This window comes from Stappia sp. ES.058, from assembly GCF_900105595.1.
In the GTDB taxonomy this organism is placed as follows: Bacteria; Pseudomonadota; Alphaproteobacteria; order Rhizobiales; family Stappiaceae; genus Stappia.
On record NZ_LT629784.1, the window covers coordinates 2,824,825 to 2,847,111 of the forward strand.

17 protein-coding genes and 2 tRNA genes are annotated in these 22,287 nt (G+C 63.4%); 7 read left to right on the plus strand and 12 right to left on the minus strand.

The window, feature by feature from the left end; genetic code table 11:
- Positions 1-6 precede the first annotated feature (6 nt).
- Complete coding sequence (locus BLU32_RS21830) at positions 7-294, plus strand: hypothetical protein (protein ID WP_157727667.1); 288 nt, start codon at positions 7-9, stop codon at positions 292-294.
- 258 nt (positions 295-552) lie between these two features.
- Here BLU32_RS21830 and BLU32_RS13145 read toward each other — a convergent pair whose 3' ends face one another.
- The 7 genes from BLU32_RS13145 to BLU32_RS13170 form a co-directional block, all read right to left on the minus strand.
- Positions 553-1,167 carry an FMN-dependent NADH-azoreductase gene (locus BLU32_RS13145; protein WP_093807619.1) on the minus strand — a complete coding sequence of 205 codons (615 nt, stop codon included), beginning with the start codon at positions 1,165-1,167 and terminating at the stop codon, positions 553-555.
- Between the two features lie 196 nt (positions 1,168-1,363).
- A complete protein-coding gene (metH, locus tag BLU32_RS13150) occupies positions 1,364-5,095 on the minus strand; it encodes a methionine synthase (RefSeq protein ID WP_197673609.1) in 3,732 nt (1,243 codons plus the stop codon).
- Between the two features lie 8 nt (positions 5,096-5,103).
- The gene (gene metF / locus BLU32_RS22355) at positions 5,104-6,018 is read right to left on the minus strand and encodes a methylenetetrahydrofolate reductase [NAD(P)H] (RefSeq protein ID WP_197673610.1); all 915 of its coding nucleotides are present in this window, start codon (positions 6,016-6,018) and stop codon (positions 5,104-5,106) included.
- 1 nt (position 6,019) lies between these two features.
- Complete coding sequence (locus BLU32_RS13155) at positions 6,020-7,030, minus strand: metalloregulator ArsR/SmtB family transcription factor (protein WP_093807623.1); 1,011 nt, start codon at positions 7,028-7,030, stop codon at positions 6,020-6,022.
- A gap of 353 nt (positions 7,031-7,383) precedes the next feature.
- The gene (locus BLU32_RS13160; RefSeq protein WP_093807625.1) at positions 7,384-7,875 is read right to left on the minus strand and encodes a hypothetical protein; all 492 of its coding nucleotides are present in this window, start codon (positions 7,873-7,875) and stop codon (positions 7,384-7,386) included.
- 179 nt (positions 7,876-8,054) lie between these two features.
- The gene (locus BLU32_RS13165; RefSeq protein WP_157727668.1) at positions 8,055-10,346 is read right to left on the minus strand and encodes a mechanosensitive ion channel family protein; all 2,292 of its coding nucleotides are present in this window, start codon (positions 10,344-10,346) and stop codon (positions 8,055-8,057) included.
- Positions 10,347-10,529: 183 nt separating this feature from the next.
- Positions 10,530-11,603, minus strand: coding sequence for a DUF2336 domain-containing protein (locus BLU32_RS13170; protein ID WP_197673611.1), 1,074 nt, complete (start codon positions 11,601-11,603; stop codon positions 10,530-10,532).
- Between the two features lie 308 nt (positions 11,604-11,911).
- Here BLU32_RS13170 and tsaA point away from each other — a divergent pair, with 308 nt between their 5' ends.
- A complete protein-coding gene (gene tsaA, locus BLU32_RS13175) occupies positions 11,912-12,349 on the plus strand; it encodes a tRNA (N6-threonylcarbamoyladenosine(37)-N6)-methyltransferase TrmO (protein WP_093807631.1) in 438 nt (145 codons plus the stop codon).
- Positions 12,350-12,394: 45 nt separating this feature from the next.
- Here the strand turns inward: tsaA and BLU32_RS13180 are convergent, their stop codons facing one another.
- A complete protein-coding gene (locus BLU32_RS13180) occupies positions 12,395-12,739 on the minus strand; it encodes a hypothetical protein (RefSeq protein ID WP_157727669.1) in 345 nt (114 codons plus the stop codon).
- A 36-nt stretch (positions 12,740-12,775) separates the two neighbouring features.
- Between BLU32_RS13180 and BLU32_RS13185 the strand changes: the two genes are divergently transcribed.
- The 3 genes from BLU32_RS13185 to BLU32_RS13195 are packed head-to-tail and all read left to right on the plus strand — an operon-like array spanning position 12,776 to position 14,704.
- Positions 12,776-13,720 (plus strand): hydrogen peroxide-inducible genes activator, encoded by a 945-nt coding sequence (locus tag BLU32_RS13185; protein ID WP_093807635.1) that lies wholly within the window; start codon positions 12,776-12,778, stop codon positions 13,718-13,720.
- Between the two features lie 24 nt (positions 13,721-13,744).
- On the plus strand, positions 13,745-14,374 hold the full coding sequence (locus BLU32_RS13190) for a helix-turn-helix transcriptional regulator (RefSeq protein WP_093807637.1): 630 nt from the start codon (positions 13,745-13,747) through the stop codon (positions 14,372-14,374).
- A gap of 9 nt (positions 14,375-14,383) precedes the next feature.
- Positions 14,384-14,704 (plus strand): DUF2293 domain-containing protein, encoded by a 321-nt coding sequence (locus tag BLU32_RS13195; RefSeq protein ID WP_093807639.1) that lies wholly within the window; start codon positions 14,384-14,386, stop codon positions 14,702-14,704.
- A gap of 4 nt (positions 14,705-14,708) precedes the next feature.
- Here the strand turns inward: BLU32_RS13195 and BLU32_RS13200 are convergent, their stop codons facing one another.
- Both BLU32_RS13200 and ettA read right to left on the minus strand, forming a co-directional pair.
- Positions 14,709-15,326, minus strand: coding sequence for an MOSC domain-containing protein (locus tag BLU32_RS13200; protein WP_093807641.1), 618 nt, complete (start codon positions 15,324-15,326; stop codon positions 14,709-14,711).
- Between the two features lie 186 nt (positions 15,327-15,512).
- Positions 15,513-17,168 carry an energy-dependent translational throttle protein EttA gene (gene ettA / locus BLU32_RS13205; RefSeq protein WP_093807643.1) on the minus strand — a complete coding sequence of 552 codons (1,656 nt, stop codon included), beginning with the start codon at positions 17,166-17,168 and terminating at the stop codon, positions 15,513-15,515.
- A gap of 203 nt (positions 17,169-17,371) precedes the next feature.
- On the opposite strand from ettA, the gene BLU32_RS13210 reads away from it, so the two are divergent.
- Positions 17,372-17,629, plus strand: coding sequence for a hypothetical protein (locus BLU32_RS13210; RefSeq protein WP_093807647.1), 258 nt, complete (start codon positions 17,372-17,374; stop codon positions 17,627-17,629).
- Positions 17,630-18,163: 534 nt separating this feature from the next.
- Here the strand turns inward: BLU32_RS13210 and BLU32_RS13215 are convergent.
- A tRNA-Arg gene (locus tag BLU32_RS13215) sits at positions 18,164-18,240 on the minus strand.
- Between the two features lie 324 nt (positions 18,241-18,564).
- Here BLU32_RS13215 and BLU32_RS13220 point away from each other — a divergent pair.
- Entirely contained in the window at positions 18,565-21,780 is a 3,216-nt protein-coding gene (locus BLU32_RS13220) for a bifunctional diguanylate cyclase/phosphodiesterase (RefSeq protein WP_093807649.1), read from the plus strand.
- 203 nt (positions 21,781-21,983) lie between these two features.
- Here the strand turns inward: BLU32_RS13220 and BLU32_RS13225 are convergent.
- A tRNA-Ile gene (locus tag BLU32_RS13225) sits at positions 21,984-22,060 on the minus strand.
- Between the last annotated feature and the right edge of the window lie 227 nt (positions 22,061-22,287).

Consider the following 22,287-nt stretch of genomic DNA (forward strand, 5'->3'; position numbering starts at 1 on the left):
GCAGATATGGACCGCCCGGATAGCGGTTCGCAGGATGCCGCGGCGCGCTGTCGCAGCACGGCGCAAATGAAATCAGCACGTTGGTTTGCCGATCAAGCGGGAACCGAAAAAAATTTCCCGACTGCGTTGCAGCGCAGCATCTTTTTCGCTTTGCGCACCCGCGCAGGTAACATATCATTAACAGATAGGAAGAATGCGGGAGGCCAAATCATGACACATGTCCGCAATCTGAATGCACTCGCCGTTTTCGCCGCCTTCGTTTTTGTGGCCGCGATCGTGGTCGGACTGATTTAAGCACCCAGACCGGAAAATAAAAAAACCGCGCACCTTTCGTGCGCGGTGACTTTCTGACGCGTTCGGGCTTTTGACCCGCACTGGTCCCGCAGCCGTTTGGCTGGCCCGTCAACGACCGGGCGTCGAGCTCGGCCCGCGCAGCGCCGGCATGCCGGCGATGCGCCTGTGGTTGTTCGCTTTCTCTGATCGGCACCAACTCATACGACACCATCTCATATGGCACCGGGTCATGTGGCAGCGTTCAGGCGATCATCTGTCTCAAGCAGCGAGAAGACGCGTCGCGGCTGCGCTGACACCGCGCTCCGCACCGGCAAGGCTTTCCTCGGCATCGAACATCAACCGATCCGCGGCAATCACGGTCACATCGGTGATGCCGACGAAGGCCATGATGTGCTTGAGAAACCCGGTGGCGAAGTCGATTTCCGATCCAACGGTCGTGCCGCCGGAGGCCAGCACCAGGATCGCACGCTTGCCCGTCAGCAGACCTTCAGGTCCGCTTTCGGTATAGCGGAACGTCTCACGCGCACGTGCGACCAGATCCACCCAGGCCTTGAGCGCCGCCGGAATGCCGAAGTTGTAGATCGGCACGCCGATGAGAAGCACATCGGCAGCCTTCACCTCGGCGACCAGCGTATCGGACAGCGCGAGGCGCGCCTTCTGTTCAGCCGTGCGGTCGGCCGGGTCGGTGAAATTCGCCGTCACCCAGGCCTCATCTACGACCGGGAGGCCGGCGGCAACATCGCGGACGATGGTGGTGACCTCGGTCCCGCCCCCGGCAAGTTCGGCAATGGCGCGATCCGCGAGACGTCGCGTCACGGAGCCTTCGCGACGGGCGGACGAATCGACCTTCAGGACGGTCAGGGACTTGCTCATATCGTTCTCCGAATCTGGTCGCGCCGGGAGGCGCTGTTTTCTGAGATCGTAGATATGAGAGATGAGACGCATATATTAGACGCGTTTTTGTGAACGATCTATTCAGCAATTGACGGCCTGCAGGCATCCGCGCGTGCTGAAACAACCAGGCAGGGCGCGGATGCGTTTTGCGGGACCGCTGTCTTGCGGATTTGCCCTATTCCGCCGCTTCCAGTTTCATCGGATCGTAGTTCAGGATCGGCGCGAGCCAGCGCTCGGTCATTGCCAGATCCCAGCCCTTGCGCGCGGCATAATCCTCTATCTGGTCGCGCTCGATGCGTCCCACGCCGAAGTAATGGCTGTCGGGATGGGCGAAATAGAGCCCCGAAACCGACGATCCCGGCCACATGGCATAGCTCTCGGTGAGCGTGATGCCGGCGGTGTTCGGTGCGTCCATGAGATCGAACAAGGTGCCCTTTTCGGTGTGATCGGGCTGCGCGGGATATCCGGGCGCGGGGCGAATGCCCTGATAACGCTCGGCGATGAGATCCTCCACCTTGAGATCCTCGTCCGCGGCATAGCCCCAAAGCGTCTTGCGGACCCGCTCGTGCAGCCGCTCGGCGAAAGCCTCCGCCAACCGGTCGCTGAGCGCCTGGGCCAGGATCTTGTTGTAATCATCATCCGCCGCAATATGGCGCGAGACAAGCTCGTCCTCACCATGGCCGGCTGTCACTGCAAAGCCGCCGATGTAGTCGGCAATGCTGCTCTCCTCGCTTGCCATGAAGTCCGACAGCGCCAGATTGGCGCGTCCGCCCTGCCCGCGCTGCATCTGCTGGCGCAAGGTATGGAGCACGGCCCGCTCACCGGCACGCGCCTCATCCTGATACAGCACGACGTCGTCTCCGCGCGCCGCCGCCGGCCAGAACCCGACGACACCTCTGGGCGTCAGCAGCCGGTCACGAACGATCTCGTCCAGCATGCGCCTTGCATCGTCGAACAGCGCCGTTGCCGCCGGGCCGTAGCGGTTGTCGGTCAGGACGCCCGGATAGGTGCCCTTGATCTCCCATGTGGAGAAGAAGGGTGTCCAGTCGATCGCGCTCGCCAGGTCTTCCAGCGAGACGTCATCGATCGTGCGCGCTCCCAGGAACGACGGCGCCACGGGCGTATAACCGTCAAAGGACGGCTTGAAGCTGTTGCGCCGCGCCTGCGCCAGCGACGTGCGCTTTCCCTGCGAGCGCGAACGCGCGTGGGTTTCGGCAGCCTTGACGTATTCGGCCCGAATGCCTTCGATGTAGCCGTCGCGCTTGTCCTCGCTCAGGAGTTTGGAAACCACCCCGACCGCGCGGCTCGCATCGGTGACATAGACCGCCTGCGATCGCTGGTAGTTCGGGTGGATCTTCACTGCCGTGTGAATAAGGCTCGTCGTCGCCCCGCCGATCAGGAGCGGCACGTCGAAGCCTTCGCGCTCCATTTCCGCCGCGACGTTGCACATCTCGTCGAGCGAGGGCGTGATCAGGCCGGACAGGCCGATGATGTCGACCTTTTCCTTTTTCGCGGTTTCCAGGATTTTCGCGGCCGGCACCATGACGCCGAGATCGATGACATCGAAGTTGTTGCACTGGAGCACGACGCCGACGATGTTCTTGCCGATGTCGTGGACGTCGCCCTTGACGGTCGCCATCAGGATCCTGCCCGCGCTCGGCATGTTCTCGATGCCCTGCTCGCGCTTTTCCGCTTCCATGTAGGGCATCAGATAGGCAACGGCCTGCTTCATCACGCGGGCGGATTTCACCACCTGCGGCAGGAACATCTTGCCCGCGCCGAAGAGGTCGCCGACCACGTTCATGCCGTCCATCAACGGCCCCTCGATGACATGCAGCGGTCGCTCGGCGCGCGCGCGCGCCTCTTCAACGTCTGTGTCGATGTAATCGGTGATGCCATTGACCAGCGCATGGGAAAGACGTTTCTCGACCGGCCATTCACGCCAGGCGAGATCCTGCACCTTCTGTTTGCCGCCCTTGCCCTTGAAGCGCTCGGCGGCGTCCAGCAGCCGGTCGGTCGCATCCGAGCGCCGGTTGAGCACGATGTCCTCGGCCAGTTCGCGGAGATCCGGATCAAGGTCGTCATAGACGGCAAGCTGGCCGGCGTTGACGATGCCCATGTCCATCCCCGCCTGAATGGCGTGATAGAGGAACACGGAGTGCATCGCCTCGCGCACCGGCTCGTTGCCGCGGAAGGAGAACGACAGGTTGGACACGCCGCCCGACACATGCGCATGCTTCAGGTTCTCGCGAATGAACCGCGTCGCCTCGATGAAATCCACGCCGTAGTTGTCGTGCTCGAGAATACCGGTCGCAACCGCGAAAACGTTGGGATCGAAAATGATGTCTTCCGGCGGAAAGCCGACCTCGTTGACGAGGATGTCATAGGAGCGCTTGCAGATTTCCGTCTTGCGCGCCTGGGTGTCTGCCTGACCGTCCTCGTCGAACGCCATGACGACAACGGCGGCACCGTAGCGGCGCACCAGTTTCGCCTGGGCGATGAAGGCCTCGACCCCCTCCTTCATGGAGATGGAGTTGACGACCGACTTGCCCTGGACGCACTTCAGGCCGGCCTCGATCACCTCCCATTTGGAGCTGTCGATCATCACCGGAACGCGCGCAATGTCGGGTTCCGCCGCCACGAGGTTCAGGAAGGTGACCATCGCCTCCCTGGATTCAAGCAGCCCCTCGTCCATGTTGACGTCGATGATCTGGGCGCCGTTCTCCACCTGGCTGCGGGCAACCTCCAGCGCTGTGTCATAGTCGCCGTTCTTGATCAGCTTGCGAAAACGCGCGGAGCCGGTGACGTTGGTGCGCTCGCCGACATTGACGAAATTCGTCTCCGGCGTGATCACGAAGGGCTCGAGACCGGACAGGCGCATGCGGCGGGCCGGCTCGGCCACGACGCGCGGCGCATGCGGCGCTACGGCCTCGGCGATTGCGCGGATGTGCTCGGGCGTCGTGCCGCAGCAGCCGCCGACGATGTTGACGAGGCCGCTCTTGGCAAACTCGCCGACCAGCTCGGCCATCGCCTCGGGGCTTTCGTCGTATTCGCCGAACTCATTGGGCAGGCCGGCGTTCGGATAGGCGCTGACCAGCGTGTCGCAGATGCGCGACAGCTCGGCCACATGGGCGCGCATTTCCTTGGCGCCCAGCGCGCAGTTCAACCCGAAGGAGAACGGGCTCGAATGGCGCAGCGAGTTCCAGAAGGCTTCCGGCGTCTGGCCCGACAACGTACGGCCGGACAGATCCGTGATCGTGCCGGAGATCATCACCGGCAGCTTTCGGCCGATCTCCTCAAACACCTCGTCGATGGCGAAAAGCGCGGCCTTGGCATTCAGCGTGTCGAAGATGGTCTCAACCAGCAGCAGGTCGGCTCCACCCTCAATCAGGCCGCGCGTGGCCTGCGCATAGGCCGTCTTCATCTCGTCGAAGGAAACGGCCCGGTAGCCCGGATTGTTGACATCCGGCGAGATCGACAGCGTGCGGTTGGTCGGCCCGAGCGCGCCGGCTACGAAGCGCGGACGATCCGGCTCGCGGTCCGTAACGATGTCGCAGGCGGCCCGCGCCACGCGCGCACCCTCAAGGTTCAGCTCGTAGGCGATTTCTTCCATGCCGTAATCGGCCTGGGCGATGGTGGTGGAGGAAAACGTATTGGTTTCGACGATGTCCGCGCCGGCCTCGAGATAGGCCACGTGAATGTCGCGGATCGCCGCGCCCTGCGTCAGGTTCAAGAGATCGTTGTTGCCCTGAAGATCGCTTTTCCAGTCGGTGAAGCGGTCGCCGCGAAACCCGGCCTCGTCCAGCTTCAGGTCCTGGATCATCGTCCCCATGCCGCCGTCGAGAACGAGAATGCGCTCGCGGGCGGCGGCGTTGAGGATCGCCGCAGCAGTCTTTGAAGTGCTCATGGTGTCTCTCAGGCCGCCTGCTTTTTTTCCGGCGCCGGGCGCAGGCCCAGCGTGTGACAGATTGCGTACGTCAGTTCGGCGCGGTTCATCGTGTAGAAATGAAAGTCGCTCACGCCCCGGTCGACGAGGTCGAGCACCTGCTCGCAAGCAACTGCCGAGGCGACCAGCTTGCGCGTCTCGACGTCCTGGTCGAGCCCGGCGAAGCGCCGCACCAGCCAGTCCGGGATCGAGGTGCCGCATTTGGCGGAAAACACCATCGTCGTCTCGAAGTTGACGATCGGCAGGATGCCCGGAACGATCGGAATATCTATGCCGGCGGCGCGGACCTTTTCCATGAAGGTCTCGAACAGGTCGTTGTCGAAAAAGAACTGCGTGATCGCCCGCGTCGCGCCCGCATCCACCTTGCGCTTCAGGTTGTCGATTTCCGTCGACCAGTCCGGGCTTTCCGGGTGGCGCTCGGGATAGGCGGACACAGACACCTCGAAATCGCCGATGCGGCGAATGCCTTCAACCAGGTCGCAAGAATAGGCGTAGCCACCGGGCTGCGGCTTGTAGACCGCGCCAATGCCTTCCACCGGATCGCCGCGCAGCGCAACGATGTGCTTGACCCCGAGCGCCTGATAGTCGCGCACGATAGCGTCGACCTCCTCGCGCGACGAGCCGACACAGGTCAGATGCGCGGCCGGCGAGAGATCGGTTTCACGCAGGATCCGCTCCACCGTACGGTGGGTGCGCTCGCGCGTCGTGCCGCCCGCGCCATAGGTCACCGAGACGAAATTCGGCGACAGCGGCTGCAACCGCTCGACCGCACGCCAGAGAGAGGCTTCCATCTTTTCCGACTTTGGCGGAAAGAACTCGAAGGACACGGAAACATCGGCGCCAGAGCCGAGCTCGAAGCGACGGTACTTGTCAGTGGACGGCATGTCAGGCGACCTCCTGGGTCATGTTGAGCTCCGGCAAATCCGACACAATGCGCGGATCACGGGCCAGCCAGATGGTGACGGTGAGGCGATCGGCATCCCCGGCATCGGGCGCCAGATCGCGGGTGAGAACGACATCGAGGCCGGCGTCGCGCAGCCATCGGTTCATTTGATCGTGCGCGAACCCCAGACGCCGGTGCGCGTGGGTGTCGCGCAGGAATTCCAGGTGATGCGGGGCGAAGTCCACGATCAAAAGCCGCCCGCCGGGGCGCAGCGCGCGCGCCGCCTCCTCGATCGCGCGGCCGGGATCGTCGAGATAATGCAGCACCTGATGAACCGAGATCAGGTCGAAACTGTCGGTCGGGACATTCAACGCATGGATGTCTCCCTGGCGCACCTGCGCGCTCTTCACGCCCTGTCGGGCAAGGTTGGCGCGCGCCACGGTGAGCATGTCATGGCTCGCGTCGATGCCGAGCGCCTGGCCATATTGATCGCTCAGCAGCGACAGGAGACTGCCGGTGCCGGTGCCGAGATCCAGCATCGAGCCGAAGGGCCTGTCGCCGATCGCCGCGCGGATCGCCTCTTCCACGGCCGCCTCGGGCACATGCAGCGAGCGCTCCTGGTCCCAGGTCTTGGCCTTGGAGGCGAAGAAGGCGGCGGCCGCTTCGGCCTTGGCGCGACGCGTCGCGGCAAGCCGCACGCGGTCTCCGGCGAGCACCGCATCGGCCGGATCGAGCCGCGACAACAGCACGCGCACCAGATCGCCCATCGCTCCGTCGCCCAGCCGGTAGAACACCCAGGCGCCTTCGGGAAACCGCTGAACCAGTCCCGCCTCGGTCAGAAGCTTGAGATGGCGCGAGATGCGCGGCTGACTCTGGCCCAGAATGACAGTGGCGTCCTTGACTGTCAGTTCGCCGTCCGCCAGCAACGCCAGAAGACGCAGGCGCGTTGCCTCCCCGGCATTGCGCAGACCGGCAAGCAGGCTGTCGAGGCTGAGATGGTGTAAGTCGGACATGCCGGACCCTCGCGACTAAGATATAAAGATATCTTTATACCTATATCGGAGCAGATTCAAGGTCTGCGTGTCAGCCATTCCCACCGGCCGTCGGACATCGCACCCCATATGTGGACGACGAAGCTCCTCCGGGTGCACCAGGCCGTTCTTCCGGCGCAAATCGGACCCGATGGAAATCGATGAACCGCCGCGCATTCGCCCGTTTGATGCATTGCGGCGGAGCGTTGCGGCGACACTGCCGGTCTGCTGCACCAAAATGGCGACAGATCAAGGACTTGGAGCAAACCGGCTGGCGGCTCGGGCACGATGGCGCCGCAGAGCGAAGACCATTTCCGATGCGGTATCGACCACGTTTATGAGCCCCCGCCCATACTCTCCGCTGGATAGAGCTGGACCGACCATCCCGGCCTACGGTCCTCGGCGGCCGGCGTCAGACAAATGACGCTTTGCGACGCCGTTTCCCAGCACATCCAGGTGCGATGGTGCACATGTTCTGGAGCCTGCCGCACAATGTCGTTCTCCTCGCGAAGCATGAACTGCAATGCGCCGAAGTCCTCCAGATGGCAAAGGGCTATCACCCCGCAGCCGATGTTAATGCCAATGTCTCCGAACGAGATGTAGTTGAGTTTATCATCGGCCCGCCCCGTGCGTTTTACGCAGAAAATTTCCTTGTAATCTTCTAGTACAACGCGTTCCGTGCATTCGTATCCAAAGGACAAGGCTCGGTCTATATTGACCTTCTTTTCGTTCCGGACATCAAATCCGGCAAATTCCGCTGCGTACAACGGCTGAACAAAAGGAAAGACAAGAAGGCCTGCAAACAAGATGGACTTCAGCAAATTCATGATGCCAGTTCCTTGATCTGCCTTTGCGTCAATGAAGCAGCGCGATCATTGCCTTGCAGTGTCCGTCATGCGCAAGAGAACCTCCGCCACCTGCGTGCCGGATACCGGGGACGCCCAAGGCAATTGCCCCAAACACCGGCTTCGCCCGAGGCCGCCCAACGAGGGAGCGCCGTGAAACGTCAGAGCCCGTCATTGGGCGCGCTCCTGCCCTGCGGGCCCTGCCCCTCCTCCAGCGTTGGCACAACCGCACCGCCAATTGCCTTCTTCTCGGCTTCGGAGAATTCGCGCGGGTCGCTAGGATCCTGCGACACGCGCACGGTGACCTGGCGGTGCGCGAAGTGGATGCCCTCGCGTTCGCACAGGTCCCGGATGCCGGCATAGACCACCTTGCGCAATTCGAACTGGTCGCCCGGGCGCGTCATGAACTTGACGCGCACGATCATCGCCGAATCCTCCAGCGCCGTAACGCCCTGCGACTTCACCTGCTGCAGGAACTTCGGACCGTAGTCGGGATGCTCGAGGAGCTGCTGCCCGAACTTCTTGATCAGCTTGCGCATTTTCTCCACGTCGGTGTCGTAGGTCACCCGGAAGGCGAGTTTCATCACCGCCCAGTCGCGCGAGAAGTTTTTCACGAACTTGATCTCGCCGAAGGGGATGGTGTTGAGCGGGCCGTTGTGGTGGCGAAGCTGCATGGAGCGGATCGATATCTTCTCCACAGTCCCCTTCACGTTGCCGATGTCGATGTATTCGCCCTTGCGAAAGGCATCATCGGCGAGGAAGAAGGCGCCCGAGAAGATATCGCGGATCAGGGTCTGCGCGCCAAAGCCCACCGCCAGGCCGACGACACCGGCACCGGCAAAGAGCGGCGCGATGTTCACACCCATGTGCGACAGGGCGATCATGCCGACAGTCGCGACGATCGAGATCAGCAGGAAGTTCCGGAAAATCGGCAACAGGGTGGCCAACCGGCTTTCGCCGTGCCCGCCAATCTCGTGATCCTCGTCATTCTTGCCCGAAGCACCGCCTTCCTGCCGGATCTGATGGTCGATCGCCAGCGCAACGGCACGATAGGCCATGTGGCCAAGAAACAGGATGATGCCGATTTCAAACAGGTTCGTGACGGGAGACGCGTCTCCAGTTAGCGGCACGCCCCAGGTGGCCATCAAATGCCCGACGGCGACAACGAGAGCGACAATCGCCGCGCCATGATCGAGGAGCCCGCGATAGGGACTGCGCGCGGCTTCCGCTTCCAGTGTTTCGGCCTGCGCCTGCGCGCGAACGGCATCGGGATCGACGCTCTCCCCGTCGCTCGCCGCCGCCCGCACCAGATCGCCGACGATCTTTTCCTGCAAATCCGCCCGGTCGAGCCGCGGCAGCAGCCATTTGTCGATCACAAGCAGCATCAAGGAATAGAGAACGGCGAAGATCAGCAGGCTGAAGATCGGCGCGCCGACAAGCCCCATCGCCGCCGGCATATCGAGAAGCACCCGCAGGTTGGACACCAGCATCGCGCCAAGAAAATACAGCACCGTTGCGGGCAGCCACACGAGGGTCAGCACCCGGCGCCATGCCGCAGATTGCGCGCGTCCGTCTTCCGGGCCGGCAACCAGTCCCGCCAAGGGTTTGCGGTAAGCGATTGCCACAATGGACAGGGCCAGGCATGTGAGGGTCGTGGTGGCGATCAGCGCCAACTTGTGGGCATTCTCGTCAAGCCCCATCTCCGCCATCCAGGCGCACAGGCCGATCACCGCATAGGCAACCACCGCCACACCCATCAGCGACAAGTACAGACCGCGCGCATCCTCGTCGCGAAGATGCAGCGGGCGGTGGACAGACGCGCCAGGCACCAGAATGTTGAGAAAGACGATCCTGACCAAGAGGATCGCAAGGACGGTTTCCAGGCCGGTCAGGGCTGACACACGCGACGGCGTATGAGCGGACACCCCCGTCAGCACGACGCCCCCCGCGACGACCGCGAAAACAACCAGCGCAAGCCCCATCACTGCGGCGCGGGTGAACAGAAAGCCGATCCTGACAGCACGACCGGACGGCGCGAGATCATAGGCCCCCAGGAACCTGTGGTGCCCCCAGCGTTCCGTCAGCGTGAGCGCGGCCGCGCCAGCGACGATCGAGATCAGGAGAACGACGACCGTTTTGAAAAGCCATCCCAAGGTGCCGTCGGGCGAATGTTCCAGGAGTGCTTGCGTGGCAAGCTGCGGGAAGGCATCAAGCGACTGCAGGGCACGGCCGAAGGCGTCGCGCGCCTCGAACGCCAGAGCCCGGTAGTCGACACCCCCCATTGAGGCGCCTGCACCGGCGGACCCGGCGACGGCCGCAGGCGCGGGGGAAGGGCCTTGAGGAGCGGTCGTTTGCGCCTGGGTCGCAAACGACCCGAACACCAGAAACGCAAGCACGAGAAACCGCACCACGGCGAACCCGCGGCAACGCTTCGATCCAGAACCACATGTCATTGATTTCAGTCCCACCCACGCAAGCGACCGGACATCGACCGCTCTTGACGAGACACTAGCCGCCGCTGATGCGGAAACCAAGCGAGCACGGCCGCAAATGCCGGGTCTTGCCGTGAGCATGTGGACGCGCCGCCTTGCAAATCCGGACCCTGCGCCCGGCACCGCAGGCGGTGTTCGCAAACGTCAGCTCGCCAGGCGGCCCTGCCACTGATCGAGCAGCGTACGTGCGGATTGCGGGAAGATGCCCTTGTAGCGGGCAACCACCTTGGCACGTTCCGTTTCCGGCAGCCGGTAACGCCACGGACCGATCGTCAGGAGCTTGTCCACGGTCGACACGCTCAACCCGCAGGCCTTTGCGACGATCAGGAACGGGTCGGTGTCGAGACGCACCATCCAGTGCTTGGCCTCTTCCAGCCCGATATCTCCCAGCATCGCGAACACCGCCACGACTTCGGCGAACCGGTCGTCTTCGGCAAATCGCAAAAGGGTCTGTTCGTCGAGTCCGGGACCGCGGGCCACCGCGAGGACACGGCCCATGGCGGTTTCGAAGTCATAACGTTGCAGCCAGAACTCATTCGACAGACGTTGCGCGGCAGCCTTCGCGGCCGCCGGCAGCGCCTCGTCGCCGGAATTGGCGGCCTCGAACAGGCGGATGCGCACACGTTCGCCCGCCAATTCCGCCAGACGGGAGATTTCGTGTTCCTGCAGGTCGCCGCGCTCCGCCAGCGCCAGTTGCAGATCATCGTCAATCCCGGCGGCATCCATCAAACGCGACACGCCGCGAGACGACAGGCTTGCTCCGGCGTTTTCCGCGATCGCCCGTTTCACCGGCACACCGCCTTCCTCGACAAGAACATCCGTCACCAGTTCGGAGAGGATCTCCCGCGTGGCGATCGCCATGCGATGATCGTCGCCGCAGTCGCGGGCAATCTCGATGAGATCGACATCGCGAAGCATTGTGGAGCGTTCCAGCAACGGTCGGGCAACGGATATTTCATCCTGAGCGAGCCGAAGCACGGTTTTTTCCGGCGCGCGACGCAGTTTCGCAAGGCGGTCTGCGATGAACTCGCGCGCCTGCGCTTCAACCATGTCCGACAAACGCACCAGCACCTGGTCGTAGGTTTCGATCTGTTCGTCTGAACAGGTCTCCGAGGTGAACGAAAACAGCGTCGCGACATTCCGCGCCAGCTCGTTGCGCCGGGACATATCGTCGTCCAGCGCCAAGGCCTCGAAGTTTACAAGCTCCGTATTCGCCATGATCAACATCGCCTTGCTTTGGTATAAGACTTCATGATTCGATGAATACCACGACCCGAATGAACAAAAATAAATCCACTTCCATAGATACTGATATTTATTTGAGACGCATTAAAACAAAATTGTCGGCAGTTTTTGCTAAAGTTTGAAGCAACCGTCCTGTCACCAAATGACATGCCCGGTCATCTGCGCGAAAACGCGCATTCGACACAGTGCGTTGCGAGAACCTCCGGGAGGAACGAATGAACCGAGCCTCGACAAAATTGCCAAGAGCGGGCGAGAAACGACTGGCAAAAGATCCGTCAGAAATGCCTGTGGAGGCCGGTCTCGTTTTCATCGGCCATCTTGAAACGCCCTGGGAGACACCGCAGGACTGCCCGCGCAACGGTCGCGCCAGCGACGCGATCTGCCATGTCCACGTCAAGGAGCCGTTTCGCGAGGGGCTGGCGTCCGTCGAGACCTGCAGCCATCTTTATCTGCTTTACTGGATGCACCACGCGCGCCGCGACCTGATCGTGCAGGCGCCGTCCTTTGCCGACAGCCCCCATGGCAGCTTCGCTCTGCGCTCGCCGATCCGGCCCAACCCGGTCGCATTGTCCGTGGTGGAACTGCTCGCCATGCGCCCGGACGGCTTCGACGTGCGCGGGCTGGATTGCGTCAACGGCACGCCACTTGTCGACATCAAGCCCTATTTCGCCGGCACCGACAGCATTCCGCACGCCCGTGTCGGCTGGCGCGAGGGATAGACCCGCCCCTTCCGCACGGAATGTCGGACGGGCGGGTTCGCGCCGCTAAGCCGCGCGAAACCTCGCGCCGGCAAACGACCGCAGACCGGTGCCAAGCGCATGGGTGGCAGGTGCCGCCGGCGCTTCCACGAAAAGCGAGACAAGCAGCGCCAGCGCCGCCAGTCCGGCGATCACGAGCCAGGCGGCGGCAATCCAGACCTGCCGTTTTCGCCAGACCCGGGCCATCATCAGCACCCCGACCCAGCCACAAAAGATGATTTCCGCCACGATCGACCAATAGGCGCCGTCCATGAACGGCTGTCCGAGGAAGGGCGGGAGCATCGTCAGATTGGCCGCATATTGCGCCAGGCCGACAGGGAAGCCGAGACCGGACTCATCAGACACAGCCACATTGATTTGCACCATCGATAAGAATATCTATCTAGGATGCTCACGCTCAGACAACTTCGCTATTTCGACGCGCTCGCCCATCACCTGCACTTCGGCCGTGCCGCGGACGCCGTCGCCGTCTCGCAGCCGGCCCTGTCGATGCAGATACGCGAGCTTGAGGCAACGCTTGGCATCGCTCTTGTCGAACGCCAGCCCAATGCGATCCGCCTGACCGAGCAGGGCCGCGAGATCGCCCGGCGAGCGGCTCGGATCCTTTCCGAAACACGCGATCTGCTCGACTACGGTCGCCATGCCCGCGAAGTTCTGACGGGATCGCTGCGCCTCGGCATCATTCCCTCCATCGCCCCCTATCTTCTGCCACGCGTGCTGCCCGTCCTGACGCAGGCCTATCCCAATGTCGACCTGCAGATGCGCGAAACGCTGACGCAGGGTCTGTTGAGCGAACTGGCGCAGGGAAACCTCGACGTGATCCTGGCGGCGCTTCCGCTCGAGGGGAACGACATTGAAACCCGCGCGCTGTTCGACGACCGCTTTTTGCTGGCGGTTCGCAATCACCCCGACCTCGACGAGCGCACACGCATCGCCCCGACGAGCATCGACGGATCGACGCTTCTTCTGCTGGAGGAAGGCCACTGCCTGCGGGACCAGGCCTTGAACTACTGCGAGGGTGTGCGCCCGGAAGGGCGCTCCACATTCGGCGCGACAAGTCTGTCCACTGTCATGCAGATGGTGGCGGCCGGATATGGCGTCACGCTGCTTCCCGAGCTTTGCGCCTCCGTCGAGGTGCGGGACGACCGGGTCAGCCTCTTGCGCTTTACGGATCCGCAGCCGCAACGCAGCGTCGGCCTTGCCTGGCGCCGGTCGTCGCCGCGCAGACAGGACTTCGACGCGCTCGGCGATTGCATCCTCGATGCGCTTGAGCGGCCACTCGCCATTCCCCGCATTCCGGACACCGCCGAAGCTGGCATCTTGACATTATAGCCGCCCCGCGTCGCAATCGCCGGCATGATCGCAGGCTCCGACTTTTCCGACGTCAGCGGCATTGCCGTGCTTTTCCGGGTTCTGGACACGCAGGCGCGGGCGGCCTTCGTCCTTGACCGGGTGGCCAGGGTCGTCGTGCAGAACGAATTTGCCCGGCACCTGAGACAGACGAAAAACCTGTTCACACCCGGCGAACGCACCGGCGACCGGCTGGAGTTCGTCAACCCGATCGCCCAGCGCGGGTTTTCCGGCGCCCTCTCCGCATTGCTAGAGCCAACCGGCAGCACCAAACAGGCCGTCGACCTGACGATGGCGACAGCCGCGCGTCCATTGCTTGCCGAACTCCATCCCGTCGCCCTGCCCTCCGCCGGGGCCTGCGGGCGGGCACCGGCTGAAACCGGCGCGGTGTTGATCCTGACCCATCTTGACCTGGTTCCCGCCGCGCTTGGCGCCCGCCTTGCGCTGGTGTTTTCGCTCACGGTGCGCGAGACCGCCGTCGCCTCGTCGCTCGCCTCTCCGATGACGGAAACCGAGATCGCAGACACACTCAACATCAGTGCGAACACGCTGCGCACCCATCGCAAGATGATCTACGCCAAACTGGGGGTTTCAAGCCGCGCGGAATTTACGGCCCTGATGGCGCGGCTGGTCTGAGGGCGAACCATGCAGCGCGGCGGCGGAACCAGGCGGCAAAAGGACATTCGCAAGCACCTCGGGCTGCTTGCTCCGCGCATTCCGTATGCCGATGCGGAACCGGTGATCGAGGCGGCGCTCGCCGGCCATCTGCGCCATCTGCCGCCGTCGATCGCCCTGTGGCAGGCGCTTGCCTCCCATGTGCGCCATCGGCACACCGACTACGACACCCTGCTCGACGAGGGCTATGACCGCGATGCGGCCCGCTTTTTCGTCATCGACGAGATGAACGCCGTGCTGGAGCACTGGGGATCGGCGCGCCGGGTCACGTCCGTGGACGACGAGGTCTGACGGTTCAGCGATACAGCCAGTGCTCCGGAACGTGGGCGACCACCTCCTCGCCGGGACGGATGACGCCGGGACGCTCGACATAGGCGACAAGACCGCGCTGGCGCCTGGCCAGTTTGGCGAACAAGAGATCGAGGCCTTCGCGATCCGGGTATTGCGCGGCAATCGCACCGCCGGCGATCCGGCAGGGGGTGTTGTCGCCATCGACCCGCAACACCACCCCGCCGGCAAAGACGAGACGCGTGCGCGGCGGAAGCAGCGTCAGGCGCGGCAACCCCTCGATGAGCACATTGGCCCCGATCCAGCCGGCGTCGATGCGCGCGATTTCCATCGCCTCGGCGATGGCGGCGAGTTCTTCTGTCGACACAAGGGAGATCTGGCGCTCGTTGCACATTTCCGTGCCGCGTGCATACCAGGGCTCGCGCCCGCCCGACTTTCGGGTGAAGCCGCCATGGCGGTCGCCGGCGATCCCCTCGAACCCGACCTTGAGGGCGGCCGTCCATCGCGTCTGGAAGTCCTCCGCATCCGGCGTGGCGTACGCTTTCGCCACCAGACCCGCGACCTTGCGCGCCGGCACGATCTCCAGTTCGTCCACCTGTTCCCGCCCGAAAAGATCCGCCGTCATGCCGCGATGCCCTCTGCTTGCGGCAACACGCGCCGCCGGTTTGCTCAATGTGCTTCTTTAAAGACGAAACCGCCCGGAAAGAAAACCCGGACCCGCAGGCGGGAAGCGCCGTGCGCCCGCAAACGAAAACGGCGGGCCCTGGGGACCCGCCGCCTGCATGTCTTGAAAGACCACGCCGGACACGCGTCAGCGCGTCAGCGGCTTGTACTTGATGCGCTTGGGATTGGCTGCATCCGCGCCGAGGCGGCGGATCTTGTCCTTCTCGTAATCCTCGAAGTTGCCCTCGAACCACTCCACGTGGCTGTTGCCCTCGAAGGCCAGCATGTGCGTCGCCAGACGGTCCATGAACATGCGGTCATGGCTGATCACGACGGCGCAGCCGGCGAAATCCTCAAGCGCGTCTTCCAGCGCCGCCAGCGTCTCGGTGTCGAGATCGTTGGTCGGTTCGTCGAGCAGCAAGACGTTGGCGCCCGATTTCAGGATCTTGGCCAGATGCACGCGGTTGCGCTGGCCGCCGGAGAGCGATCCGACCTTTTGCTGCTGATCGCCGCCCTTGAAGTTGAAGGACGAGCAATAGGCGCGCGAGTTGATCTCCTTCTTGCCGAGATAGATGATCTCCTGGCCGCCGGCGATTTCCTCCCACACCGTCTTGTCGGGATCGAGCGTGTCGCGCGACTGGTCGACATAGCCGAGCTTGACGGTCTCGCCAATGTTCAGATCGCCGGAATCCGGCGTTTCCTGACCTGTCAGCATCCGAAACAGCGTCGACTTGCCGGCGCCGTTGGGCCCGATCACGCCGACGATGCCGCCGGGCGGCAGCTGGAACGACAGGCCGTCGATCAGCAACTTGTCGCCATAGGCCTTGGAGATGTTTTCGACATCGATGACATTCTGGCCAAGCCGCGGGCCGGCCGGGATCACGATCTGCGCGTTCGGATTGTTGAGCCGGTCGTCGTTGGCCTTGAGCAGCTCGTCATAGGCCTTGATACGGGCCTTCGACTTGGTCTGGCGCGCCTTCGGGCTCATGCCCATCCATTCGCGCTCGCGCGACAGGGCACGGAGGCGGGCGACGTCCTCGCGCGATTCCTGCTCCAAGCGCTTCGCCTTCTTTTCCAGATAGGCGGTGTAATTGCCCTCGTAGGGGATGCCCTGGCCGCGGTCGAGCTCCAGGATCCAGCCCGTGACATTGTCGAGGAAGTAGCGATCATGGGTGATGATCAGCACGGAGCCGGGATATTCCCGCAGGTGCTTTTCAAGCCAGTTCACCGTCTCGGCGTCGAGATGGTTGGTCGGCTCGTCGAGGAGCAGCAGGTCGGGCTGGTCGAGCAGCAGCTTGCACAGCGCCACGCGGCGGCGCTCGCCGCCAGACAGGTTGTCGACCGGCCAGTCGGCGGGCGGGCAGCGCAGGGCCTCCATCGCCATCTCGACCTGCGAGTCCAGATCCCAAAGGTCCTGGCTGTCGATGATGTCCTGAAGCTTCGCGCCCTCTTCCGCCGTCTCGTCGGAATAGTTCATCATCAGTTCGTTGTAACGGTCGAGAATGGCCTGCTTGTCGGCAACGCCGATCATGACGTTTTCCAGAACCGTCTTGCTCTCGTCGAGCTGCGGCTCCTGCGGCAGATAGCCGATCTTGGCGCCATCGGCCGCCCAGGCCTCGCCGGTAAACTCCTTGTCGAGACCGGCCATGATCCGAAGCAGCGTCGACTTGCCGGCGCCGTTGGGACCGAGAATGCCGATTTTCGCGTCCGGGTAGAACGACAGATGGATTCCGTCGAGGACCTTCTTGCCACCCGTGTAGGTCTTGGTGAGACCGTGCATGTGATAGATGAACTGGCGCGCCATAGGTGCCTGCCACTCCGCTGATACAGGTGAGGGGAAACTGGGGGTTGTCTTAGTCGAAGCGCAGCCCGGGAGCAAGGCCCGCCCCACAGCGATCCGCGCCGAACGGCGATCGATGTCGGCTCTGCGGGCCGATGCGTTTACCCACCGTTCACCTTGCCGCGTCAGGATCGCGACGGGCTGGGCAAACCCCAAGGATGTGTGTCATGCGTCTTCCTCGATCCGCCGGCGTTGCCGGCATTCTTGCACTCGCGCTGATGGTGAGCGCCTGCGGCTCGAACCGTTTCGAGCGTGGTGTGACGGGCGGCGCCATCGGCACCGCCGCCGGCGCCGGTGTCATGGCGATCGCCGGCGGTCCGGTTCTGGCCGGTGCGGCGGCTGGAGCCGTCGGCGGCGCGGCCATCGGCGCGCTCACCAACGAATGCCAGATCGACCTCGGGCCGCAGCGGCCGAACGGCTGCTGACCCCCACATGAGCCGGGAACGGCCTCGGCCCGCGGCGGCGAAGCCGTCACGCGGGCCGTTCGCCCGCCCATTTGCCATCCGCCCCGGTCCTTCCGTCCCCTTGCTTTACGGCCTTGCCTTCGACCGGGCCTCATGGCGCATCCACGTGCGGCAAAGCCTACCGCCGACCTCCCTCGCGGAGCGACGCCGAAACCGCGTGTCTCGACAGAGACTGATTGCATATGACTACGTATGCAATCATTGCGGATTTTCTCTAGGGTTCTTACCATCGATCATGAGCTCCCGACCTTGAGCGATGCCGGTCGGCAAACGCGCGAGCCGGGATGTCGGAGCGGCCAATGGAGGGGGAACGCATGAGCTGGTCATTGCTTTGGGTGGATCAATGGTCGGGATGTCCCGATCGGCCGGCGCGGACGCGCGCATCATTTCAGGCCGCACGGGCGGCACCGCCCGAGCTTCCGGACTCCGGGGCCATGGCGGCGGCCCATCGCGCGCTTCAGCAAATCGCGGCTGTCGAGATTAAGGAAAAGGAAGTGGTGATCCCGGCAGGATTCGAACCTGCGACCCTCAGATTAGGAATCTGATGCTCTATCCTGCTGAGCTACGGGACCTGCGCGCAAGGCATCTGTGTTGCCCTGATACCAAACCGGTGTGAAAAATCAATTTCCATCGTGAGGCGTATCGACCCCGGCCCGCCGTACAAACCGGCGTCCGGGCATGACCGGGCGACAGAATAGGTTCGACGCGCAGGCGCGCCAGCCGGGCAAGGGCGCGGGCGCGGGCGCGCCGACCAGGGTACGGTCGGCACTTCCGACACAAGGTTTCACTACCGACTCATGCGGCACTGTGTTTTTGTTCGCACAGGGAAATTGTGCTAAAGGCACCTGCGCGCGCCTAGTCGGTACCGCGTATGCAAGCCAGGTGCGGAGTGGGCGATGGACGGACAACAATCCGGCCCGAAAGCGGATCACAGTATTCTCCGGCATTGCGACAGCCTGATCGAAGCGCTGCGAACACTCGGTCAACCCGCCTGGATTTTCGATCGGGCGGGCCGCTACGTTTTCCAGAACAGGCTGGACAGCGACACGTTCGGCGACATGACCGGTCTCACGCCAGTGGAGACAGGCCTGGAGCCTTTGCTCGGCCGCGAGTGGCTCGACATGCACCTGAGGGTGATCGCGGGCGAAGAGGTCCGTTACGATCGGGAGCTGGAAACGCAACGCGGGCGCGTGGCATCGGAAACCACGATCTCGCCCATCGTTTTGGGCGAAAACATCGTCGGTGGCGTCGGCGTGTCGGTCGACCAGACCCTGAGGGTTCGTGCCGAAACGCGTCTTTGCCACGCCCACCAGCGCCTAAAGGACTACCTCGACATTTCCTCGGACTGGGTCTGGGACGTCGACGTCGATCATCGGTTTACCGAGGTTCACGGCGACGGCGAGAAACTGGGCCTCGATTTCAAGGCCTGGATCGGCAAGTGTCCCTGGGAGGTTACGGACAACACCCTTTGCACGGCATCCGACTGGCAGGCCTACCATTCCAGGGTCGAGGCGCGCGAGCCGGTTTCCGATTTTGTGTTCCCGTTTCGCCGTACCGACGGCAAGATCCTTTGGGTGGACGTCCGGGGGCGGCCCACATTCGACGAGCAGGGACAATTTACCGGCTATCGCGGCGTAACCCGGGACGTCACCGTTCGCGAAGAGATGTCACGGCAGCTTCACCGCTCCGACATCGTGATACGGGCCATCGACAGCTCGGTGATCCTCTGCGATCTCGACGGACGCATCGAGTGGGTGAACCCCGCATTCGAGCGCAGCACCGGATACAGTTTCGCCGAGGCGCGGGGGCGAAATCCGGCCGACCTGCTGGAGGGCCCCCGGACCGACCGCACGGCAACCGAGGCCATCGGCCAGGCCATAGCGAACAGGCAACAGATCCGCACCCAGCTTTTGAACCGCTCGAAATCCGGCCGGCACTACTGGGTCGATCTGAACCTGCAGCCGGTCCTCGGCGCCGGTGGGGCCGTGGAAGGGTTCGTCGGCGTGCAGTCGGATGTCACCGACCTGATCCAGGCCCGGCAGCGCACGAGCGCCATCGTGGAATACGTTGCAGCCGGGATCGTTCTCCACGACGCATCGGGCGAGATCATCGGCTGCAACCCGGAAGCCTGCAGATTGCTGGAACTGACCGAGGAACAGATGTTGGGGCGCGCGCTGACGGATCCGCGCTGGGGCACAATCTATTCGGACGGTCGCACACGGCCCGCCAGCGAGTTGCCCTCCTCCATCGTGTTGCGCACCCGCGAGGCCATCCGCAACGATACCGTCGGGGTCCGGCTGCCGGACGGGCGCACCCGTTGGCTTCAGGTCAATGCACGCATAGCCACGTCCGATCTCTCCGACGAGATCGAGGTGATCGCCAGTTTCATCGACATCACACGGGACGAGGAACAACGCCAGGAACTGAAGGAGGCGCGAGAACTGCTCCAGGACGTCATCGACACGATCCCCGACGCAATCTCCGCCTACAATGCCGACGACGAACTGATCCTGTTCAATCAGTCCTTTGTCGGCGCCTACCAAAACTCGGCGCCTTCGATTTCCCTTGGAGCGCGATTCGAAGACATTCTGCGCTTCGGTCTCGAGGCCGACCAGTACGAAGACACCGGCAACACTCCGCAAGACCGTGACGCATGGCTGAAGGCGCGGCTTGAAAATCACCGAAACCCCGGACAGAACGGCAAGGTCCAGAAGCTGCTGAACGACCGATGGCTGCAGATCCGGGAGCGGCGCTCGCAAACCGGTGTGATCGTGAACGTTGGCACCGACATCACCGCTGTCAAACAGGCGGAACTCGCCATCCGCGAGATCGCGGAAACAGACAACCTGACCAAATTGGCGGTGCGTTCGGTCGTGATGCGGGAGATCGAGGCGGCCCTTGGGCGAACCGGCGAAGAGGGCGCCATCGTGATCATCGACCTCGACCATTTCAAGACCGTCAACGACACCCTTGGACATGACGCCGGCGACAGGCTTTTGATCGCGATCGCCGAAAGGCTGCGCGCGATGGTCAGTCACCGCAATCACGTCGCCCGTCTCGGCGGCGACGAGTTCGCGGTTCTTCTCGCCGGGCCGGGTGTCGCGGAAGAGGTCGAGGATAAGATCCAGGGCATGCATGCCCTGCTGAGCCATCCGGTGGGTTTTGACGGCAAACGCATGCGACCCGGCGTATCCCTGGGCGTTGCGGTTTATCCAAGGGATGGCGTGACGGCACCGGACCTGTTGAAGAACGCCGATATTGCACTTTATCAGACCAAGGCGCACGGACGCGACGGCTGGACGTTGTTCAATCCCGACCTGCGCGACAGGGTGGAACGGCGGCACGCCCTTTCCGAAGCGCTTCGAACCGGCATTCCCAGGGGCCGGGTATCGGTCGCGCTGCAACCGATTGTCTCGATCGCGACACCAGGTGTTTTTTCCTTCGAGGCCCTTGCACGCTGGACCCACGACGGCGTGCCGGTGCCTCCGCTGGAGTTCGTTTCCGTGGCCGAGGAGCGGGGACTGGGCGTTCAACTCGGTCAATGCGTCATCGAGGGCGCCTGCAAACACCTGAAAACGCTGGAGGGTGAAGGTGCTGCACCCGGCCATATCGCCGTCAATGTCGCCACATCGCAATTGAAGGACCCGGGATTTCCGGGTTGGCTGGAGAAATGCCTCGCGCGTTTCGACCTGACGCCGTCCCGACTGGAGCTCGAGGTCACCGAAACCGTGCTGCTCGGTCAGGCGGTGGAGCGGGTGGCCGATACGCTTGAGCGCCTGCAGGCCATGGGTTTCACCATCGCGATGGACGACTTCGGCACCGGCTACGCCTCGCTCGCCCATCTAAAGCGCTTCCCGGTCTCCAGGCTCAAGATCGACAAATCCTTTGTCGACAATGTCGGAGACGAGGGAGGCGACGCGGTGATCGTGCGCTCCATCGTCGACCTCGCCCACAGCCTCGGCATGACCGTGGTCGCCGAAGGGGTGGAAAACCGGGCGCAACTGTCGTTCCTGCGCGACTGCGGCTGCGACTTCGTCCAAGGCTACCTGATCGGGCGCCCCACAACCGACATCGCGAGCTACTGCCAGTCTCCCCCGCACCTGCCGGGGTGAGCGAATGCGGGACAGTCCAGGCCGGCGTCCCGCACGCCACGGTTCGCGGTACCTGCGAGCACGCCACAAAATAGGTCTGACTATCGGGAAATTGTGGAGAGCGACGCGCGCCGTTCGGCACGAGACTGTCACCCATGTCTTGGGTACGATCTACCGCCCATGGCTTCAGGTCGTACACAAGCAAGGTCGTACACAAGCAAGAATGGTGGGCCCGGAGGGACTCGAACCCCCAACCAATCCGTTATGAGCGGACGGCTCTAACCAATTGAGCTACAGGCCCCGCAGGGGCGCTTCAAAAGCGGAACCACTGCGAGCCTCTTCCTACCCTACCTGCGTGAGCGCTGACAAGAAGTCGCAAGCGCGAAAACGGCCCTTCGCCAATTCGCCGCGTCTACCGGAACCGCCGGTGGCACGTTTCCCCGTCCCGGCATCGATCCGCGTGTCGCCACGGTCCACGCGGCGGCTGCGGGAAAGTTGCAATGCAGCGCGAACCACGCCAAAAGCAGA

Bases quoted from the DNA above. Each gene is read 5' to 3' on its own strand.
- BLU32_RS21830 (WP_157727667.1), top strand. From the start codon at position 7: ATGGACCGCCCGGATAGCGGTTCGCAGGATGCCGCGGCGCGCTGTCGC.
- BLU32_RS13145 (WP_093807619.1), bottom strand. From the start codon at position 1,167: ATGAGCAAGTCCCTGACCGTCCTGAAGGTCGATTCGTCCGCCCGTCGC.
- metH (WP_197673609.1), bottom strand. From the start codon at position 5,095: ATGAGCACTTCAAAGACTGCTGCGGCGATCCTCAACGCCGCCGCCCGC.
- metF (WP_197673610.1), bottom strand. From the start codon at position 6,018: ATGCCGTCCACTGACAAGTACCGTCGCTTCGAGCTCGGCTCTGGCGCC.
- BLU32_RS13155 (WP_093807623.1), bottom strand. From the start codon at position 7,030: ATGTCCGACTTACACCATCTCAGCCTCGACAGCCTGCTTGCCGGTCTG.
- BLU32_RS13160 (WP_093807625.1), bottom strand. From the start codon at position 7,875: ATGAATTTGCTGAAGTCCATCTTGTTTGCAGGCCTTCTTGTCTTTCCT.
- BLU32_RS13165 (WP_157727668.1), bottom strand. From the start codon at position 10,346: ATGACATGTGGTTCTGGATCGAAGCGTTGCCGCGGGTTCGCCGTGGTG.
- BLU32_RS13170 (WP_197673611.1), bottom strand. From the start codon at position 11,603: ATGGCGAATACGGAGCTTGTAAACTTCGAGGCCTTGGCGCTGGACGAC.
- tsaA (WP_093807631.1), top strand. From the start codon at position 11,912: ATGCCTGTGGAGGCCGGTCTCGTTTTCATCGGCCATCTTGAAACGCCC.
- BLU32_RS13185 (WP_093807635.1), top strand. From the start codon at position 12,776: ATGCTCACGCTCAGACAACTTCGCTATTTCGACGCGCTCGCCCATCAC.
- BLU32_RS13190 (WP_093807637.1), top strand. From the start codon at position 13,745: ATGATCGCAGGCTCCGACTTTTCCGACGTCAGCGGCATTGCCGTGCTT.
- BLU32_RS13195 (WP_093807639.1), top strand. From the start codon at position 14,384: ATGCAGCGCGGCGGCGGAACCAGGCGGCAAAAGGACATTCGCAAGCAC.
- BLU32_RS13200 (WP_093807641.1), bottom strand. From the start codon at position 15,326: ATGACGGCGGATCTTTTCGGGCGGGAACAGGTGGACGAACTGGAGATC.
- ettA (WP_093807643.1), bottom strand. From the start codon at position 17,168: ATGGCGCGCCAGTTCATCTATCACATGCACGGTCTCACCAAGACCTAC.
- BLU32_RS13210 (WP_093807647.1), top strand. From the start codon at position 17,372: ATGCGTCTTCCTCGATCCGCCGGCGTTGCCGGCATTCTTGCACTCGCG.
- BLU32_RS13220 (WP_093807649.1), top strand. From the start codon at position 18,565: ATGGACGGACAACAATCCGGCCCGAAAGCGGATCACAGTATTCTCCGG.